Below are 21,090 nucleotides of genomic sequence, written 5' to 3'. Positions count from 1 at the left end.
CGACTGTGTAAACGGCTACATCGCCGGCCGCGCAGCGCGGCCAGGCTTGACCTGTCACCACCGCACAGGGGGATCAGTGAACAGCGTGGGAGCAGTCAACAGACTGGTGGTCTTCTGCGACGCCGTAGGGTCCGGCTCGCTGGGGATGGAGGCCAAGAAGCGCATGCGGAAGGGCCTGTACGGGGTCTTCGGCGAGGCGTTCGGGTCGGTCGGCGTACGGGCCTCCGGCCGGGTCCACCAGGAGGACCGCGGGGACGGCATCCTGGCCGCCCTCGACCCGGCCACACCGCCGACGCTCATGGTCGGGCGCTGGCTGGAGACCCTGTACCAGTCCCTGCGCGAACACAACGCGGGCACCGGGGAACGGCTGCGCCTGCGGGTGGGCATGAACGCCGGACCGGTGTTCGACGACGGCAGGGGGCTGGTGGGCAGGGCCGTGGACCTCGCCTGCCGGCTGTGCGACAGCTCCACCGCCAAGCGCGTGATGACCGACGCGCCCGACGCGGACCTGCTGCTGGTCGTCTCCGAATGGCTGTACGCCAACGTGGTGGCGGAGGGCGGGCGTTACATCGAGCCCGAGCACTACTGGAGCGAGCGCGTCAGCGCCAAGGAGACCGACGAGCGCGCCTGGTTCCACATCCCGCGGTTGACCGGTCCACCCGCCGCGCGGCCGTCAGGGCCGCCCGGGGAGGACCCGTTACCGCACCGGACCGGCGGTGGGCCGGCATTGGGGGACGGCCCGCCGCCACCTCGGGCCGGGACCGGTACGCCTTCCGGTCCCGGCCCGGGCCCCGGCTCGGACACGGGCGCGGGCTCGGGCACGGGCTCGGGCACGGGCTCGGGTGCCGGATCCGGTGGCAGACAGATCACCGCCCACGGCGACTTCATGTACCTCGAGAACAACGTGATCCACAACTTCACCGGGTTCCGCAAGGACCGGGCCCCGGGCCGTGCCGACGGCTCGGGGGGCGCCGACGACGCCGGTGGTTCCGGTGCCCCGGGCCGGGAAGCCGGTGAGCGATCGTGAGCGACCAGGACGAGACCCCGGAGCCGGAGGCTCCGCAGGAGGAACCGAAACAGGGCGCCCCCGCGGGCAAGGCGGGAGGCGGCTCAGCGGGCAAGGGGGGCTCCTCGGGCCCCGCGCAGCCGGACGAGGAGGGCGACGGCCAGCCGGAACAGCCCGAGGCCAACCCCTTCGACCAGGCCGGCCGCAATCCGCTCGGCGGCTCCGGCGGCTCAGGCGGCATCGGCGGCGCCGGTACGGCCCACGCCGCCCGCCTGGCGTTCGCCGCGGGCCACGCGGGGCGGGCCGTCGGCTTCGGCGCGGACGGCCAGTACTTCGAAGGCAACACGTTCATCAGCCAGTACGGCGCCGGCGGCGGCCCCGCCATGGTCCAGGGCCCCGTACACGCCGAGGAGCTGGCGCGCCTGGACGAGATCTACTGCCAGACCGACGGCTACCGGCACATGAAGGACCGGTTGCGGGAACGCGGACTGCTGGTCCTGTGCGGGGAGCCGGGCAGCGGCCGTACGGCGACGGCGCTCGCCCTGCTCGCCGAACTGACGGAGAACCGGGTGATCCGGCTGGACCCCAGCAGCCGGGTCCACGAGATCACCGCCGTCACCGAGGGCCACGGCCACCTCCTGGAGATCGAGGACGACGACGGGCCGGGCCAGGAGACCGAGCCCGCCGAGGGCCGCGGCCGCGCCCGGGTCCGCGCGCCCGTCCTGACCGAGCTGCACCTCGACCGGTTCCGCGGCCTGCTGGCCGGGTCCGGCGCGTACGGCGTGGTGCTGGTGGAGAGCGGCGACCTGGCCGACCGGCTGCTGCGCGGCCGGTACGGGGTCGCCTGCCCGTCACCGCCCTCCGGGCAGGTGCTCCGACGCCACCTGGAGGTGCTTCTCAGGGACGCGCCCGAGACCGCGCTCGACGAGGCCAGGGCGCTGGCCGGCCGGGACGACGTCAAGGCGGCCCTCGGGCTGCGGGAGCTGCGGCCGGGCGAGGCGGCCCGGTTCGCGGAACTGCTGGCCCGCCGCCTGCGGGGCGAGCTGACGCACGAACAACTGCTGGACGAGTGCACGACGTTCGTCCGCGCGCAGGCGCGGGCCTGGTTCGCCGGGGCGGACCGGCCCGGCACCCTGCCCGAGGCGCTGCCGACGCTCAGCGCGGCCGCGTTCCGGATCGCCGTCGCCGTCTTCCACGGCTCGTCGTACAGCCTGACCGCCGAGGCCGGCGAGCAGCTCGCCTGGGAGCTGGCGGTGACGCTCGACCCCGGGACCGCCGTGGGGCGGCGGCTTTTCGGCACGCACGCGGAGGCCCGCCCCGCCGTCGCCCGGTCCGTACTGGGGGACGGCGAGCTGGACCTCGGGGACGCGAAGATCCCGGTGCGCGCGATCGGATTCCAGGGCGACGCGCTGGCCACCGCCGTGCTGCGGGAGGTCTGGCTCGGCCACCACAACGCACGCGGGCCCGTCGTGCGCTGGCTGCGGGCGCTGTGCGACGACCCGCGGCCCGTGCTGTGGGTGCGGGCCTCCATCGCGGCGGGCGTGCTGTGCTCGTGGGACCTGGCCTACGGCGTCGGGGAGATGATCGATCCGATGGCCGCGTCCGACAGCGCCGTGCAGCAGATGTCGGCCGCGACCGCGCTGGCGGAGGCGTCGCGGGAGCCGTCCGCACGGTCCGGTGTGCGCAGCCTGCTCAAGTCGTGGGCGAAGAGCGACAGCGCGGAGCTGCGCACCGCGGCGGTCCTGGCCCACGGCTACGGGATGGCGGCCGGGTCCGTGACCGCCTCGCTCGACGCGCTCGGCAAGGCGGTCCGTCTGGGCGAGGACGACGAGGACGACGACCGGGGCACGGACCTGCTCGCCGACGCGTCGTTCAGTGTGACGCGGCTGCTGGCGGGTCCGGAGCCGGAGACCGTACTGCGCCGCCTGGAGGACTGGCTGCACGACGGCCGCCGGCCGACCGTCACGCTGGCGCTGCTGGCCGTCATCGGCGCGCTCAGGACGCGCACCACGTACCTGTGGGGCCTCCAGGACGTGCCCGAACTGGACGGCCAGGGCGACCGGATGCTCGCCACCGGACTGCTGACGGTCCGGCCCGAGTTCACCGGACCGCTGGCGGCTCTGGTACGGCGCGCGCTGGCGACGGCCCGGTCCGGATCGGTGGCCCAGGACGCGCTCGCCGCGCTGCTGCGCCAGGCGGCCGACGAGCACGAGAGGAACAGGAGCGGAGACGGGGACGGCCGCGACCGCGGAGACGGTCAGGACCACAGGGCCGGCCACAGGAACAGCCGCGACCACGGGGACGCCCGCGACGGCGACGCCGGCCGCGACGGCGAGGCCGGGCGGGCCGGCCGGGAAAGCGACGACCCGCTGTGGACCGTGTGCCGCTTCCTGAGCCGGCTGGCCGTGGGGCGCAGGGACCGGGACCGGCTGCGCCATCTGCTGGCCCGACTGGTCAGGGACCCCGACGAACCGCTGGACAAGGACGTCGCCCGCCGGATGTGGGACGCGGTGGGAGAAGGAGCAGAGAGATGAACGCGTCACCGCGGTACGGGGACGAGTACGGACAGCCGGGACGGCCGGGGCAGCAGCAGGGCCGCCCGGGACCGCGACCGGGCCGGCAGGTGCAGCGGGAGGGCCGCCCGGGACAGGAGGGCCGCCAGGGGCAGCAGGGCCGGCCCTACCCGCGCCAGGGCGGCGGACAGCGCCGGCCGGCCCAGCAGCCGTACGGTCAGGGGCAGTACGAGGAGGAGGGGCAGCGGTACGAACGGCGGGAGCCGGAGTACGAGGAGCGGCAGGACGGGCAGCGGCCGTTCCCACCGCAGGGAGCGCCCGACGCGTACGGCGGCCCGCCGCAGGCCCGGGGACAGGGTCCGGCACAGGGCCAGGGGCAGTGGCAGGGCCGGCCTCCGTCCGGGGACGACGCGGACGCGTCGTCCTGGGAGAGCCCGGCGGGACCGCTCGTACGGGAGCGCCGGCCGCCCTACCGGCGCGAGAGCGGCCAGATCGCCGCGGTCCTGCTCTACTCGAACGGCGGGCACAGCGTGGTGTGGCCGGACCGCCGCGAGGACCACGACCGGCCGATGCTGCGTCCGCCGTACACCGTCTTCGAGGTACTGCTCGGCCGCAACGTCACCGTGTTCGACCTGGCGCTGCCCGCCGCGGGCGACGCGCAGTTCTTCGACACCCGGGTGGAGGCCCACTGGGAGGTCGAGGACCCGGTCGAGGTCGTCCGCAAGGGCGTGTGGGACGTGAGCGAACTGCTGTACGGCGAACTCCTCCAGGAGCTGCGCCAGGTCTCCCGGCGCTTCCGCCTCACCGAGGCGCAGCGCGCCGACGAGGCGATCCAGGACGAGCTCCGGGGCGGCCGGATCGACCTGGGCCGTGACCTGGGGCTGCGGCTGCGGATCCATGTGTTCGTCGACCTGAGCGACACGGTCAGGCGGCGCAAGAGCGAGGTCGAGGAGATCGACCTGGACATGACCAGGGACGAGGCCCAGGCCGAGGCGGACCGGCGCCGGGAGGCCGCGGAACGCCGGCTGGTCAGGGAGCGGGCGGCCGAGCTGGAAGCGGTGCTCCGCAGGGGCGAGGAGGCCGAGATCATCAGCCTGATGGCGAAGAACCCGGAGAAGGAGTGGGAGATCCGCCAGGCCATCAGGGAGGAACGGCGGCAGGGCCAGGCCGACTTCCTGAACCTCTTCAACCGGCTGCTGGACACCGGCCACCTGGAGCGGCACGACATCGGGGACCAGATGTACGACATGCTCCAGTACCTGCGCGAGAGCGGCCGGGCGGTGATCGGGGGAGTGTCGGACCGGCTGCTGACGGAACGTCCGTCGCGGCGGGAGCTGGAGGCGGCCACCCGGGACCGGTGGCGGGACGGCCGCGACGACGACCGGTACGACTCCGGAGGGGATGGGCGGGACGGACGGAACGGTGGGAACGGAGGGTACGACGACCGCCGTTACGACCGTCGTCCGGGCGGCGGCCGCTCGGGCGAGGACCGTCTCGGTGTGAGCCGTGACGGCGAGGGCCGTGACGGTGAGGGGCGCCCGGATGACGGCCGCGCCTCGTACCGCGACCGGGACCCGGACCGCGCGGCGCCCGGGAACCGGGGCGGCGAGGCGGGCCGGGACGCGGGCGACGGCTGGGCCGACGACGGGTGGGGACGCGACAGGGACCGGGAGACCGGCCGGGACCGGGTCCGCGGCTCCTACGGGGGACATGCCCCGGAGCCGGAACGGCCGCCGTGGGACGACGACGAACCGCGCGTCTACCGCCCCACCAGGGTCGAGTCCGGCGCCGAGCGCGACCGCCGGGAGCGGCTGAGCCGTGAGGAGGACCGGGAGCGCCGTGCCGAACGGGGGGCGGCACGGCGCGACTCCCGGCCCAGTGCCGACTTCGACGACTGGGAGGACGCATGAACGCCGGGGCCACGGGGGCCACACCGACCGGTGGGGACGCCCCGCACACGGAGCCGTACAGCCGTACGACGAGACACAGGTACACAACGACGAAAACGGGAAAGACGCGGGCGGCACGGGCGGCACACGGCGCCCGGGTGCCACGTGGTGCACGGGCGGTACGCGGCGCCCGCGCGGCGCTCGGCGCGCGCGCGTCGGCGGGGCTCCTGCTGGCGCTGACGGCCGTGTTCACCCAGACGGCGGCCGGCCCCGGCAGCGCGACGGGCGCGCCGGGCCTGCCGCGCGCGGCGGCCGAGGGAGCCGACCCGATCGACTTCGCCGTGGTGGTCGACCAGTCCTCCAGCCTCTCCGACAAGGACCTGGCGCGGGAGGTGGAGGCCGCCGCGCTGATCGGCCAGGGCGAGATCTCCGAGCGGTCCCGGGCCACGGTCATCGGCTTCGGCAGCTCCGAGAAGCCCGGACAGTCGGCGGTGCGCGAGGTCTGCGAACCGACCGTCGTGGACGCGGCGGGCCGCAACCGCCTCAGCGACTGCGTCAAGGAGCTGTCCCGCCGCGACAGCGAGCGGATGGGGCCGGGCACCGACTTCCCGGCCGCCCTGCGCCAGGCGGTCAACCGGCTGGGCGGGGAGGACGGCAGGCCCGCCACGCCCAAGGTGGTCTTCCTGCTCACCGACGGCCGGCTGGACGTGCGGGACAGCCCGGAGTACGGGCCGGACGCGGCCAGCCGGCAGGCCGAGGCGGCCAAGCAGCTGACCGAGGAACTCGGCCGGGCCCGCGAGGAGTCCGTCCAGATCTGGCCGCTCGGCTTCGGCCAGGAGATCGACCGGGGCGCGCTCGGTGACATGGCCGCCGGCGGATTCCGGGGCGGCTGCGCCGACCTGCCGTCAGCGACGCCCCGGATGCGGGTGGTGGACAGCTCGGCCGAGATCGACAAGGTGCTCCAGGAGACCTTCGCCGCCGCGCGCTGCGCCCAGGTCGTCCAGGGCGAGGTCGGCAAGCCGCCCACGGACCTGACCGTGACGATCCCCAAGATCGCCACGGACGGCTCCATCACGGTCAGCAAGCACGACCCCAAGGTCACCGCGACGTACTACGACCCGCGCGGCCGCAAGGTGCCCACCCGCGGCTCGTACGACGGCTCGACGTTCGAGGCCACCGGGCAGAACGGCCCCGTGGAGGCGCTCCGGGTGAAGAACCCGCGCCCCGGCAAGTGGCGGGTCCACCTGGAGGCGCCGGACGGACACCGCGGCCGTGAAGTCGCCGTCCGCGCCATCTGGCAGGGCCGGCTGCGCTCGGCCGTCACGCTCGACCCGGCCTCTCCGCGCCCCGGAGAGCGGGCCGTGGTCGAGGTGCGGATGCAGACGCGGCGCGGCGTCGTCATCGACGATCCGGACGAGCTGAAGGGGGTCGAGGTCGCCGCGCGGCTGTCCGGCAGTGGTTTCGACGCGGTGACCGTGCCGCTCTCGGACGACGGCAAGGCGCCCGACGCGCGCGCCGGGGACGTGCGGTTCACCGGCAGGCTGACCGTCCCGTCCTCCGCCGACGGGGACCTGGCGCTGACGGCCGAGATGACGGCACCCGGCGTCACCGGCGACCACCGGCCGCTCAACGCCCGGATCTCCGCCGGGACGTCGCCCGTCGCGGCGTCCCTGACCGTCGCCCGGGACAGCGTCCACCCCGGTGGCGTGATCGAGGGCACCCTGGACGTCAGCAACAAGGACCAGGGCACGCACCGGCTGCGGCTGGCCGTCACGGACCCGCCGCCCGGCGGCGGGCTGCGGATCAGCCCCGGCACCGTCGAGGTGGCGGCGGGGGAGGAGCGGAGCGTGCCGCTCCGGCTGACGCTCGGCTCCGGTGTCCCCATCGGTGAGATCGGCAGCCGGATCACGGTCACCGACACGGACGACGAGGGGCGCGCCCTGGACACCGTCTTCGTGGGCGTGCCGGTGGAGCCCACGCCCACCTGGTGGGACCGGTGGTGGGGCGCGGTGCTGGCGGCGGCGGCCCTGGCGCTGGCCGTGGCCGTCTTCCTGGGGGTGCGGATGACGGCGCTCCGCAGGCGACGGGACCTGACGGGCGTACGGCTGGAACTGCGCGGCGAGGGCCTCCGGCCGGACGAGCTGACCGTGCGTTCCGGGCAGAGTCCGGGCGGGGCGTTCCATTTCGTGGTGGACCGTTCGCGGGGGGCGGCACCGTCGCTGGCCCGTGCCGGGTCCGGCCAGGGCGGCGCGTACCGGCTGCGGCGCACGGCGGCGGGGGAATTCCTGCTCCGGCCGCGCCAGGGCAGGGAACGGTCGCTGCGGGCGGGAGAACCGGCGGGACTGGGCGACGGGCTGGAACTGGTGGTCCACGACCGGCGCACGGCCGGCGGGCCCGAGGACGCCCGAGGTGCCCGAGGTGCCCGTGGTTCCCGTAGCGCCGGCGCCGGTACGGGCCGTCGGGACCGGCCCGCCGACCGGAACCGGGCCGTCGGCGGGGACGGGTACGGAGAGAGGGACAGGTACGGGGAACGGGACGGGTACGGAGAAAGGGGCAGGGACCGCGAGGGGGCCGGCGCCGGGAGCCGGGACACCGCCCGCGCCGACGACCGGGATGGGGGCCGCGACCGGGACGGGGACCGGGATCAGGAGCGCCGTCGGGGCGGCTGGGGCGGCTGGGGCGGTCTGCGCGGCCGACGTCGCGGCGCCGCGACGCGCCGGGACGGCGACGGCCGCCCCGAGGACGGCCGGGACGGGCGCCGTGGCGACGGGAGCCGCCGGGACGGGCGCCGCGGCGACGAGCGGGCCAGGGACGACCGGGGCCGGGGCGAGGGCCGAGGGGGCGGCCGGCGTCACGACAGCGGCGGCCCGGCCGGCTCGGACGGGCAGGCCGCCGGTTCGCCGGGCCGGTTCGACCCCAACTTCTGAGCGCGGCGACCGAGTTCCGAGTTCTGAGTTCTGAGTGACGACGGGCCGCCGCCGGGACACGGCGGCGGCCCTACGGGAGACGACATGAAGATCTATCAGCCCATGCTCTTCGTCGGCCTGGGCGGCACCGGCGGCAAGATCGGTGCCGAGCTGGAGCGGGGCCTGCGCCGCGAGCTGTGCGGTCCCGACGGTACGAAACTGGCGTCCGACGGCCGGCGCGCGCCGTTCCAGCTCCCGGACTGCCTCCAGTTCGTGTACGCCGACTTCAGCGAGGCCGAGCTGACCCGCCTGCCGCACCTGTCCGCCAAGGGCACCGAGGCCGCCGCGTACGCCCGTACCGCACGGGCCGTCCACGACCTGCTGCCCGCCCACTACGACAGTTCGCCCGAGGTGACCCGGATGCTCCGGGTCGCGCTGCACGACGAGACGCACGACTGGCTGCCCCCGCAGGACAGACAGCCCCGGGTGGCACCCCTGCACAACGGCGCCGGCCAGCTGCCCACCGTGGGCAGGGCGGCGCTGTTCGGCACGTTGCGGAACGGCCTGGAGCCGGTGCTGCGCCAACTGCGCGCCGCCATCGGCACGATCGCCAACGCGGCCGGTGACCTGCGGGAGATGGGCGGCCGGCAGATCCGCGGCTGCGACGTGTTCGTGGCGTTCTCCGTGGCGGGCGGCACGGGCGCGGGCATCTTCTACGACTTCATCCACCTCATCGGGCACGAGTTCCGCACCGCCAAGGTGCCGGGACTGAAGATCTACCCGCTGGTCGTGATGCCCTCGGCGTTCCCGCCCGAGGCGGGCGGCGGCCGGGAGGCCGAGCTCAACTCGGCGCGGGCCCTGGTGGACCTGTCCCGGCTGGTCGACGACCAGAACGTGCCCGACGCGCAGTCCGACTTCGGCGACGTGGAGCAGCGGGGCTCGCTCGGCGTGCGCTACCCGGTCCAGGGCGAGGTGGTGCTGCGCCCCTCCACGGTGCAGACCGCCTTCCTCTTCAGCCGGCCCTCCGGCATCCGGCCGGAGGACCTGCGCCGGTCCATCACCGCCATGGTGATGTCGCTCATCGGCACGGAACTGGGCGACGAGAACACCCAGGGCCGCACCGAGGGGGACCACCAGTCCTTCGCCGCCAGCTTCGTCAACAAGAGCGTGGAACGCTCCACGCCCTCCCGGTCCGGCATCGGCTACCGGGGGATGTCCACCAGCCTCGCCGCCTCCCTGACCGTTCCCGTGGACGACCTCGCCGAGATCGTCGCCGGGCGGCTGCTGGCCCAGGCCGTACGGGGGATGGCCGAGGACGCCCGGCGCGCCGACGACGACGGCACCCACCTGGTCCGGGAGATGTTCGACCGCTCCGGCATCGGACGGCTGTGGACACGGGAGGCGCCCGAGGTGGCGCCGCCCGACCCGCTGCCCAAGGGCGGCAAGGCCATCAGCCAGGCGCTGCGCGACCGGATCGGTGACATGGAGGACGGCATCGGCCGTCTCGACCGCGAGCTGGACCGGGAGATCCCGCGCCTGGTGGAGGACTTCAAGCCCGGCAGCGGGGCCCGTGAACTGCTCGCCCTGCTGGGCCCGTTCCGGCTGGAGCGGGTGCTCTCCGGGCTGCCGGGCCATCCGCAGCGGGCCGCCGAGGTGGGCTTCGCCGGGATGCTGGAGAACCGCAAGAACGACCCGGAACGGCCCCCCGGCGTCGAACCCTCCGCGCCGCCGATCCCCCGGATCAGGCGCAGCGCGGCCGGCATGGTCCCCGCGCGCTGGGGCGACCCGGACGTACAGGACGCGCTGGACGAGCAGGACGCGTGGTACGTCTGGCGTGCCAACCGGCAGTGGCACCGGGCCTGGAAGGACCACGAGTCCCGGTGGCGGCCCCCGCTGGTGCGCGCCCTGAAGGAGGTGGGCGAGCTGGTACGGGCGCTGCGCGCGCACGAGGAGAGCGAGCGCAAGCTGTTCGCCGAGCGGCGCAAGGAGCTCTACCGCGACGACCGCACGGGCGTGTCGTACCTGCTGCCCCCGCAGAACAACCTCCGGGCCTTCTACGACGACGTCTTCGACCGGCTCGCCCAGCACGAGAGCCTGTCGGACAACCCGAGCGCCGCCGGGCTGCTGGCGCGGCTGATCACACCGGAGGACTGGCAGCGGGCGCTGGACGCCGTGCGCCGCTCCCCGCGCGCGGCGGTCAAGGAGATCAAGCAGGTGGTCGAGCGGCGGGTGAAGGCGCTGTTCGGCGAGGCGAGCGTGCTGGACGACCGGCCGCTGCTGCCGTCCCTCGGTGTCCTGCTGCGGGCCGCGGCCGGGGACGAGGAGGCGGAGGCGACGGTCGACGGCCGGTGGCTGGAACAGTTCCGCTCCCAGCTCGCCGGCCTGCTGCCCGTCGGGTTCACCCCGGACGGCAGCGGCCCGCTGAAGGTGCTGATCGTGCACCCCCAGAGCGAGGCGGACGCCCGCGCCGCCCGGTACCTGGAGCAGGAGCTGAACCTGCCCCGCGACCCGGGCATCACACCGGAGTTCCGCGCCGTGGAGGCGGAGGCCATCACGGTCGTGCTGTTCCGCAGCGGGATGAGCCTCACCGACGTCTCCGAGGTCCGGCACGCGCTGCGCCAGTGGTCCGAGGCGCGCGACGCGTCCGGCGGCGACGACTTCCTGCACTGGCGGCAGCGGCTGGGATACCGGGACGACTGGCTGGCCAGCACGGAGGACGACCGGCGGCGCATCCTGCACCGCGTCCTGTGCGCGATGTGGAACGGCCGGGTCGACGTGGAGGGGGACCCCGCCTCGCCCGACCGGATCCGGATCCGGCTCCAGGACGGCGACTCCGCCACCATGACCCTGCACCTGGAGACCTTCGACGGACACGTCTCCAGCTGGGCCGGCCTGCTGCGCGCCTACGAGAAGTGGGCGCTGCTGGAGGTCGAGGGCCAGATCATCGAGGACTTCTGCGACCGGCTGATGCGGGCGCAGCCCGCCGGGCTCACCACCACCCCCGTGGCGCCGGCGCCGCTGTTCCGCAAGCTCGTGCACGAGGTGGCGCCGCGTCAGCGGCGGCTGCTGGACGAGCTGACGGGACGGTTCACCGCGGAGGACGAGGAGTGGCTGCTGCCGCTGCGGGACTTCTGGGAGAAGACCTTCGAGGGGGCGCTCGACCTGCGCTTCCCGGGCGCCTCCCGGCCCACCCGGCCGACGCTCAGGGCCCTGGACCAGCGGCTGGCACACGGCGGTTCCGCCGTGCCGCCGCCGCCCCGTGGCAACGGCCGGCGCGGGGCGGCCGGACGGCCCTCGCCGTCGGACCCGCAGGCCCCGCGGAGGGGCCCGGCACCCCGGCGCGGTGAGCCTGGCGAGCGGTACGGGGAGCGGGAGCCGCGTGGGGTGCGGGAGTCACGAAGGGCGGAGGGGGCGGACACGGCGGACGGAGCGTGGGACTCGTACGGGACGGAAGAGCCGTACGAGCCGTACGAGCCGTACGAGCCGTACGAGTCGTATGACTCCTACGAGCCCCGTGAACGCAAGGCGTCGCGCCCCCCACGTGAGCCGCGTGACCGTCGGGACAGGCGTGAACCGTCGCCGCCGAGGGACGCCTACGAGGGTCGGGACGCCTACGAGGGTCGGGACGCGTACGAGGGTCGGGACGCGTACGAGGGTCGGGACGCGTACGGGGACCGGGATACGTACGAGGGGCCTGATGCCTACGGGGGGCGCGACGCGCACGAGTCGCCGGACCGCTACGACGACGCGCGTGAGCCGTACACGAACCGGGAGACGCGTGAGCGGTACGGGTCTCGCGAGGTACGGGAGGAGCGCGAGCCGTATGTGAACCGGGAGTCTCACGGGGCGCGCGAGTCTTACGACGAGCGGGATCACTACGACGGGCGGGACGGTTCCGACGGGCGTGGCCGGTCCGACGGATGGGACCGAACCGACGGCCGCGACCGTGTGAACGAACGTGACCGCTACGACGAACGTGATCGATACGCCGATCGCGATCGTGACCGCGACGGCCACGACCAACGCGACCGCCACGGCGACCGCGCGGCGGCCGGCCATCAGGAGGCGCCGGAGTCGCCCGCCGGGGCCGACCCCTGGGACGTCGACGACTGGGGCGAGAGCGACCCCGGTACGGACTCCTCCCGCGGCTCCGGCAGCAGCAGCGGCAGAGGTACCGGCACCGGCAGCACGAAGTGGGACAACGGGCAGGAGGGAACCGGGCTGTGAGCAGGGACCGCCGACCGCCCGCCGGGGTCGTCCTCCTCGACCTGCGCCACTGTGCCGTGCCCCACGACGACCCCCACGGTGGTTCGGGACACGGCCACGACCGCACCGCCGAGGACCCGGTCACCGAGGCGCTGGCGCGGGCGAGGTCGTCCGACGTCCGGCGCTTCCTGGTACTCGACGACGCCGCCCGGCTGGTGGCCCATCAGCTCCATTACGAACGGCTCTACAAACACGGACCCGCGCAGGTGCTCTGCCTCGCGGTCGGCGGCCGGGACCTGCGCGCCCTGGGCCGTCCGCACGCACTGCGGCCCCCGACCGCCGGGGTGTTGTGGATCCCGGAGGCGTACGCGGGCGCCGGCCCGGTGCGCGGGGCGGAGACGGACGGACCGGAGGACGACGACGCGCTGCGTCCGCTGCTCGAACTCCTCGGCGAGCCGTTGGTCTTCGACGCCGTGCTCACCGAACTCGCCGACGTCCTGCACGGCGTGGGCGTGCCCGCCGCCCGGGTGCTCGAACACGATCTGACGGAGGAGGCCAGGACCCGTGCCTGGCGCCAGGCCCTGGAGCGGCTGACCGGTCAGGAGATCCCGACCCCCGCTCTGGTCGCCGAGGGCACCCCGGGCTCGGGTCCCGGCGCGGGCGACGCGGTCCCGGCCGCCCTGGCCCCCCTGCTCGGGCACACGATGCCCCGGAGCCTCGCCGGGCGCTCCTGGCTGGTGCCGGGCGCGCCGGCCGAGACCCGGCAGCGGGCCTGCGGCCGGGCGCTGGAGGACGCCGAGGACGGATACGAGCGGGTGCGCGGGCTCTCCGGGCTGTTCGGGCGGCTGCCCGGCCGGCGGGCGCGCCCCGTCGACCTGCCCGAGCGGCTGGAACGGCTCGCCGACGAACTCGGCGGCTACCGCGACGTGATCGCCGGAGCCCTCAGCGACGGCGGCGGCGACCGGCTCCGTCCGGACCAGCGCGGGCGCCTGCTGAAACGGGGCATCGACCTGCCGGAGATCCCCGAGGCGTCGCGGGGCGCGGTGGGCCCGGGGCTGCGCACGTACACCGAGCGGCTGATCGAGTTCGGGCTGCCGTTGCGGTCCGTGGCGGCCCGCCTCGGCGCGCTGTCCGACCTGTCCGCCCCGGCGGGCAGCGCGGCGCGGCTCGCCAGGCTGGACGAGATCTGTCCGCCCGGGCGGCTGGACGACCTGGCCTCGCCCGTGCCGTTCCGGCTGCGCGGCTCGGCGTTCGGCCAGGTCGCACCGGTCTTCCTGCTGGCGCTCCTCGCGGGACTGTGGCCGGGGCCCGGCTGGGTGCTGGGGCCGGCCGTCGGGGTCGTCGCGGCGGCCCTGACGCTGCTCATGCTGCGGCGCAGGCCCAACCGTTCGTACGACGGCAGGCTGGACGGCGGCGGCAGCACCCCTTCGGGCCTCCGGCTGCTCGCCGGGCTGGCGGGCGGGGCCGCGGGAGCCGTGACCGGCCGGCTGACCGAGGTGCCGGTCTGGGCCGGGGCGACGGCCCTTGTGGTGGCCGTGGCCGGGCTGGGGGCGCTGCTGCTGCGCGACTGGTCGGCCGCGGTCGACCAGTGGTGGACGCGTACGGACGTCCGGTGGGCGGCGCGCGCACTCACCGAGATCGACGACCTGCTGGCCCGGACGGTCGTCCACGACTGGCTGTTCGCGGATGCCCGGTACCACTGTTCGGACGGGGCGCGCGCGGTCGCCAGGCTCGTACGGGACCTGGCCGGGACGGCGGAGGACCGGATCACCGGTGGCACCCGCGCGGAACCGGCCGGCTGGACGGCGGCCCCGGCAACCGTCACGGACACGGCGACGGGCGCGGGCGGACAGGCCGGCGCCGAGCCCTGGAGCTGGGACAACTGGGGTGACAGCGCGGCGGACGACGGCTGGTCGGCGAGCGTCACCCGCTCCGGGACCACACGGGACGACGGTGACCACCGGGATCACCGGGACCATCGGGACGACAGCAACGACAGCAACGACTGGGGTGATCGGGGCGAACGGGACGGTCGGGGTGACTACGACCACCGTGACTACCGGACCGACCGTGGCTACCGGGACGAGGGGAGCCATCGGGACGACCGGGGCCACCGTAACGGGAGTGGCTACCAGGATGGCCCCCAGGACGACGAAGACGGTTACCGGGACGACGGGTGGTACGAACGGTCCGGCCCCGACCGCCCCGGTGACGGCCGTGCCGCCGCCCCCGCCGGCGCCTGGCCGCCGGGCGCCGACGGTGGTGACGGTGATGACGGCTGGTCGGAAGGGACCGACTGGTCACGAGGGGACGGCGGCTGGGACGACGAGGGCCGGACGGCACGGCCCGCCCGGGGGGACGACGACCGGGCGCGCGGGGACTTGAGGGGCGGCGCCACCGACGACGGCCGTGCGGAGACCGCCGCCGCGGCCGGGGAGCGCCGGCCGCCGAGCCGGGACGCGTACGACGAACCGGCCGACGGCCCGCTGGAGTACGACGTCTCCGACGAGGACGGAGCCTGGCCCGCCGGCCGGTCACGTCCGTCCCGACGTGCCCGCGGACCGTGGCCCCGGGACCCCCGCGGCGCCGGTCCCGCGGCCGATCCGCCCTGGCTGGAACGCGAACGCGGCGACGGCGGCGCGGCCCTCGTGGACACCCTCCACGGCGATCTCGCCGACGGCGCCCTCGCCATCCTCGCCGCCCACTGGGCGGCGGTCGAGGCCGACCCGGCCCAGGCCGGCCGGGCCTCCTTGCGCGCGCCCATGACCGACGTGCTGGACGCGGAACACGCGCTGCTCCAGCGCGACGGCGCAACCTCCGCGCCGCTCTTCGCGCGCGAGCCGGGCCGGCGGCCCGGCGCCGCCGAACTGCTCGGCGTGTCCGCCGACCGCGCCGGGCGGCTGCTGGGTCCCGACGGTGGCACCGGGGGCGCCGACGAGACCGTGCCCTTGTGCGCGGCCGAACACCGGCGGATGCTCTCCAAGGACCCGACAGCGGTACGTCAGGTCAGGTTCGCGCCCGAGGCCATGCGCCGGGGCACCGAGGCGGACCTGCCGTACGACGGCTGGTACACGGCGGGCGAGGACGTGGTCTGGACCCCGGGCGGCCGGCACGCGGGCGTCCTGCGCCTGGTGCCGCTGCGGTCCGGGATCGTCAGAACCGTCCGGGGCGAGCAACGGGAGCAACGGGAGCAGTCGGAACGACGGGAGCGGGAGGAGCGACGGGGGCACGAGGAGCGACCGGAGCAGGAGGAGCGACGGGAACGGTGGGGGCAGGGGGAGGAGTCATGACCTCGGGAGACGAACGCGCGGACACCCGGGCCGAGAAGGTGGAGCTGGAGTTCAGCACGCACGGCGGCGAAGCCGTGCGCTTCGCCGCGCTGCTCCACGGGGACCGGCGGGCGCCCGGCGGCCCCGCCCCGTTGCTGGTCCGCCCGGTGACCCTCGGCGAGGGGTGGCGCGTCCTCCAGTACCGGCTGCCCGCCGACGCGCAGGGCGACCCGGCGGCGTACGCGGCGTTCGAACGCCAGGTGAGCGCCGGGGTCGCGCTGGAGCGGCGGTACGGGACGGAGCGGTACGGCGAGGTGTTCACCCGTCTCGTCGGCTTCGACCTGGAGGCCCCGGAGCCCTTCGTCCTCTACCGGGCGACGGACGGCGAGCCCATCGCCCGGCGCCAGGGGACGCTCACCGTCGCCGAGCAGCAGCAGGTGATCGCCCAACTCGTCCTGGCCGTACGCCTGCTGGACCACGTGGGACTGGTCCACCGGGCGATCACCCCGTACACCGTCCGCTGGGACGGGACCCATGTGCGGCTCGCCGAGCCGTACGCCGTCCTGCGCACCGGTGAGCCCCGGGCGGCCTACGGCACCGCGCCCTGGGCCTCGCCCGAGCAGCGCGAGGGGGTGGGCACCACCGACACCCGCGACGATCTGTGGTCCGTCGCCCAGCTCGTCTACTTCCTGCTGGCCGGGCGGCCGGGGGCGGCCTCGGGCCCGCCGCCGGACCTCCGCGAGTTCCGTCGGCTGGCAGCGCTCGACGAGGGCGGGGCGTTCGCCCCGTACGCCGACGGGCGGCCCCTGGCGGCGGACCTGATGCGGCTGCTCAACGTGGCGGACCCGCTGGCCGCCGCGTCGTCCTCGGCCGACCCGCTGAGCCGGGCCCGCGCCGAGTTCGACGCCCAGCGCGCCAAGAAACGCCAGGAACTGAACCGCGGTCAGGAGCCCGAGGAGCACTGGGCGGAGGCCGCCTACGAATCCCCGCCGCCCCGCCGCTCCCTGCGCTCCTGGCTGACCGGCGGTGCCTCCGCCGCGGTGCCCGAGCCCGCCCCTGAGCCGGCCCCCGAACCCCCGCCCCCGGTCCGGCGGCCCACCCTCTGCCCGCACTGTCTGCTGCCGGTCTCCTACGACGAGAGCCGGCTGGTCACCCTCGACTCCAAGAAGGTGGCCAACCCGCTGGACCTGAGCGCGGAGCGGCGCCCCATGCACCGCCAGGACGCGCTGCGCCAGGCGTACCAGACCTGCCCGCACGCGCCGGCGGCCGCGCCGCACTACCTCCCCGTGCCGTACCTCACCAACGGCGAACCGCTCACCATCGCGCTCGTCGGCAGCTCGGCCGCGGGCAAGAGCCACCTCCTCGCGGCCATGCTCGGCGAGATCGAACAGGGCGCGCTGGAGCCGTACGGCCTCAAGAGCCTGCCCCTCAACCCGGAGACGCACCGGGAGTTCCTGCGGGACCGGGTCCAGCCGCTGCACCGGGGCAAGGTGCTGGAGCGGACCGGGCAGGCGTCCTTCGCCCATTTCACCGACGGTCTGCTGATCACGGGACCGGCCGGGACCCGGCCGGTCGTCTTCTTCGACCTCGCGGGCGAGGACCTGGCCCAGAACGGAGAGGTGACCAGCTTCCTGATGGGCGTGGGCGCGTTCGTCTTCGTGCTCGACCCGCTGCGGGCGCTGCGGCTGCGGACGCTCGACCCGGTGCGCGCGCGGACCCGGCTCCAGCAACGGGACCTGGGCGACGAGGCGTTCACCACCGTCCTCAACCGGGTCCCGCGCACCGGCCCGTACATCGCCGCCCCGGCGGCCGTCGCGCTCAACAAGAGCGATCTCGTCCGCTTCGACCCGGTGGTCGACCGGTGGCTGGGCCGGGCCCTGCCGGTGTCGCTCGACGAGGAGACCTTCCGCGCGGAGAGCCGTGACGTGTACGCCTTCGCCGCGCACCACGGCAGCCCCGCCTGGCTGAAGCCGTTCGACGACTGCGCGCGCTGCACCCTGCACTTCGTGGCGGCGACCGGCGCGCAGGAACGCGGCGGGACCTTCCCGCACGGCGTCCGGCCACGGCGGGTCCTCGCACCCCTTTTGTCGATCTTCGCCATGTGCGGGCTGCTCCCCGCGGCGGAACTGAGTGAGGTGGGGACCTGATGGCCCGTCATGAGGAGTCGGTCGACCAGATCGTCTTCCGCTGGGACGCCGACAACACGCTCGGCACCACCGGCTTCGGACCGGTGGCCTGGTCCTGCGAGCGGGAGCGGGCCGAGACCATCTTCGGCCACATCGCACCGCTGCTGCGGACGACGGCGGCGGAGACCGTGCCCGCCCTGATCCGGCTGGAGAGCAAGGGCAGCGTCCTGCTGATCCACCGGGCCGCCTGGCCGGACCCGGACGGACAGCCGAGCACGGTCTGCCACGCGCTGATCGGCGCGTCCGACACCCTGGACGTGGAGACCTCTCTCGGCCTGCACCACTGGCGGTGGGAGGGTGGTGACCTGCCGCTCGGCGATGTCCGGGGCGACCTGGCGAAGGTCAGGGTGGCGGCGCTGCTGGCGGGTGCCGAGCGGGGCCGGCGCGCGCTGATGCGCGGACTGGCCGACGAGGAGGAGACGCTGGCGGCGGTGGCGGGCGAACTGCTCCGCCGGCCGAGCCAGAAGCTGACCGTGCTGGACGGGCGGGGCGGCGACAGCGCCTTCCGGGTGCTGTGGGGGCTGTACGGGATCTTCCGGGGGCTGCTCCCGGCCGGCTGGACGTTCGCCACGCATGACACGGCGGAGACGCGGGCGCTGCGGTTCGTCTTCGTACGCCGCTGGCCCGGGCCCGCGCCGCAGCGCACGGAGTGGACGCGGACGGACCCGCGCGAGCGACTGGGCGACCGGGCGGAACAGGTGGCGGCATGGCTGGTCGACCACTATCTGCGCGGGGCGGAGGAGGGGGAGGAGCGCGAGTACGAGGTCGCCAAGGCGCTGGCCTCGGTCGCGCGGTCGCGGTCGCCCTTCGACGACGGCGCGTTGCTGGACATGGCCGCGGAGGCGCTGGACCGCCTGGCGGCCCGTCCGCGCCGGCTCTACCGGCCGGACGGGGGCCGGCCGGACCTGCCGCGCCGGGGCCCCGCACGTCCGGACCCGACGCGGCGGGACTTCGAGCGCCCGGACCCGCCGCGCGGGGGCTCGGGCCCGGTTCGGCGCGATGCCGGGCGTCCGGATCCGTGGCGCGGGGATTCGGACGCGTACGGGCGGTCTGACGCGGTCCGGCGTGACGGCGAGTTGCCGGACCCGCCGCGTGGGGTTCCGGGGCCGTCCCGGGCGGGCCAGGATCCACCGTTCCGTACGGTCCCGGGCTCGCCCCGGGCGGTTCCGGATCCGCCCCGTGGGGGCGAGGATCCGTCTCGTACGGGCTCGGGGCCGCCCGGGCGTGATGCCGAACGTCCGGAACCGCCGCGGGCGGTTCCCGATTCGGCCCGGGGACTCCCCGGCCGCCCGGACGCGGACGTGGCCCCCGACTCGGGCCCCGACTCGGGCCCCGACTCGGGCCCCGACTCGGACCCCGACCTGGACCCGGACCTGGACCCGGACCCGGACCGGCGGCCGGGCGGGGCGCGCCGGAACGGCCCCGGCCACCCGGAGTCGGGGGGCCGGGAATCCGGCGGGCGCGGATGGCCCGGGGCGGCACGTCCGGGTGGGTTCCGCCGTGACTCCGGCCGCCCCGATCCCCTGTCCTCGGGCCCTGGCGCGTCCTCGGACCCGGGCCCGTCGTCCGGTCCGGGCGTGCCGTCCGATCCGGGCACGTCCTCGAACCAGGGCGTGGCGGGGCCGCCGCGCCGGGATCCCTTCCGCCCGGGGCCGAAGCCGTCCGAAGCCTCCCGCCAGGAAGCCGGGCGTCCGGATCCCGTCCGGCCGACGGGGCGTGAGACCGGCCCGGTCCGGCCGGAGCCCTTCGGACGGGACACCCGGGGCGGGCCGCCCGGCCCCTCCGGCCCGTACCGCCCCGGGCCCGTACGGCAGGACCCGCCGCGCCCCACCGCCCCGGTCCCCGCCGCGCCGCCGCTCCTGCGCCGGGTACAGCCCGACTGGCCGATGGAGTCGGCCCGCGGCAGCCTGGTGCCCTGGCGCCGCCGCCGTACGACCGTCAAGGCCGCGCGCCTGCACGCCGTGCTGCGGGCCCCGGAGGAGTCCGGTGCCGCGCCCGGGGAGATCCCGCGGAACGTCAGCGGCGCCGTGCGCGGCAGCTCCGACGGGGACCTGATCGCCGCCGTGCGGGAGCCCGGTCTGCCCTACGTGGCCGTCACGGCGCTGGTGAAGGAGATCGCCTCCCGTTACGGCGAGTGGAACAAGCACCGCCGGCAGGCGCTGTGCGACGCCGTGCTGGAGCGGGGGCTGTTCGCGGCCGGCCTCCCCTGGCCGCCGTACGGGGGCCGGCCGTCCGACGAGACCCAGGCCGCGAACGCCGCCGCGCTGTACCTCTGGGCCGTCCGCCCCCTCGCGCGCGAGCCGCGGAACAGCACGCGGCTCGTCGCGCTGCTGCCCCGGCTGGCCGGCGGGCAGGACCCGGTCGGCCGCTCCGCGGTGCGGCAGATATTGGAGGCGAAGGACGGCGCGAAGTTACGGGACGAGGTCTGGCTGGCGCTGCTCGACGCCGCGTGGCACGGCTCGGAGGGACGGCTGCCGGAGCCGCCGCCCGCCGCCTTCCCGCAGGTGGAGCCCAACCCTTACGAGCCGGAGCCGGAGCCGGAGCCGGGGCCGGAGTCCGGACCGTACGAATTCCGCTCCCACGAGACGCCCAGGTCCCACGAACCGATGCGCGCGCGCCCGCCGGCACGCGCCGAAGAACCGTACGACCAGGCGCGGGACCAGGCGTACGAGCAGCGGCCATCGGTGTACGAGCAGCCCCGTTCGCACGAGCAGCCCCGGTCGTACGAGCACCAGGGGCGGGAGGAGAGGCGCGCGACGTACGAGGAATCCTTCGCCCCGGACGAGACCGGGAAGCCCGCCGAACTCCACAAGTCCTACGAGCCGGGGAGGCCGGCCGACGCTGCCGGCCCGGCCCACGGCCCTGGCCAGGCCCCGGGCCACGGGTCCGCCACCGAGCCTCCCGCGGAACCGCCCGCCCAGGTGTCCGCGCGGCCGGCGGCCCCCCTGCCACCGCCACCGTCCGCCCCGCCGTCCACTCCACCGTCCGCCCCGCCCGGCCGGGCCCGGGAGCCGCGCGTATCGGCGACCGAGGACGGCCGGCTGGTCTTCATGGCGCTGAGCAGCATCCTCGTACTGGCCATCGTGGCCCTGGTGGTGGTGCTGGCCAGGTGATC

Annotated in this window: 8 protein-coding genes; all 8 read left to right on the top strand. The window is 75.7% G+C overall.

The annotated features are described in order from the left end of the window. Positions 1–85: 85 nt before the first annotated feature. The 8 genes from IG02_RS41500 to IG02_RS41495 all read left to right on the top strand — a co-directional run bounded on the left by IG02_RS41500 (position 86) and on the right by IG02_RS41495 (position 21,088). On the top strand, positions 86–1,027 hold the full coding sequence (locus IG02_RS41500; RefSeq protein ID WP_199813999.1) for an adenylate/guanylate cyclase domain-containing protein: 942 nt from the start codon (positions 86–88) through the stop codon (positions 1,025–1,027). After that, on the top strand, positions 1,024–3,540 hold the full coding sequence (locus IG02_RS36210; RefSeq protein WP_063756760.1) for a hypothetical protein: 2,517 nt from the start codon (positions 1,024–1,026) through the stop codon (positions 3,538–3,540). The genes IG02_RS41500 and IG02_RS36210 overlap by 4 nt, the downstream gene beginning before the upstream one ends. Then, positions 3,537–5,429, top strand: coding sequence for a hypothetical protein (locus IG02_RS40545; RefSeq protein ID WP_051764832.1), 1,893 nt, complete (start codon positions 3,537–3,539; stop codon positions 5,427–5,429). Before IG02_RS36210 ends, IG02_RS40545 begins: the two co-directional genes overlap by 4 nt. Before the next feature lie 137 nt (positions 5,430–5,566). Beyond that, complete coding sequence (locus IG02_RS0111015) at positions 5,567–8,335, top strand: VWA domain-containing protein (protein ID WP_063756759.1); 2,769 nt, start codon at positions 5,567–5,569, stop codon at positions 8,333–8,335. A gap of 84 nt (positions 8,336–8,419) precedes the next feature. Further along, positions 8,420–12,541 (top strand): tubulin-like doman-containing protein, encoded by a 4,122-nt coding sequence (locus tag IG02_RS36205; RefSeq protein ID WP_078854382.1) that lies wholly within the window; start codon positions 8,420–8,422, stop codon positions 12,539–12,541. Further along, positions 12,538–15,810 (top strand): hypothetical protein, encoded by a 3,273-nt coding sequence (locus tag IG02_RS0111005; protein ID WP_030744846.1) that lies wholly within the window; start codon positions 12,538–12,540, stop codon positions 15,808–15,810. Before IG02_RS36205 ends, IG02_RS0111005 begins: the two co-directional genes overlap by 4 nt. Next, positions 15,807–17,936: a hypothetical protein gene (locus tag IG02_RS0111000; RefSeq protein WP_078854381.1), complete on the top strand. Its 2,130-nt coding sequence runs from the start codon at positions 15,807–15,809 to the stop codon at positions 17,934–17,936. Before IG02_RS0111005 ends, IG02_RS0111000 begins: the two co-directional genes overlap by 4 nt. Continuing rightward, complete coding sequence (locus IG02_RS41495; protein ID WP_030744842.1) at positions 17,936–21,088, top strand: hypothetical protein; 3,153 nt, start codon at positions 17,936–17,938, stop codon at positions 21,086–21,088. The genes IG02_RS0111000 and IG02_RS41495 overlap by 1 nt, the downstream gene beginning before the upstream one ends. The last annotated feature ends 2 nt before the right edge of the window (positions 21,089–21,090 follow it).

This window comes from Streptomyces sp. NRRL F-5135, from assembly GCF_000719775.1.
GTDB lineage: Bacteria > Actinomycetota > Actinomycetes > Streptomycetales > Streptomycetaceae > Streptomyces > Streptomyces hebeiensis.
Note: the sequence above shows the minus strand (reverse complement) of the source record. Positions and strands in the feature narration are given on the sequence as shown.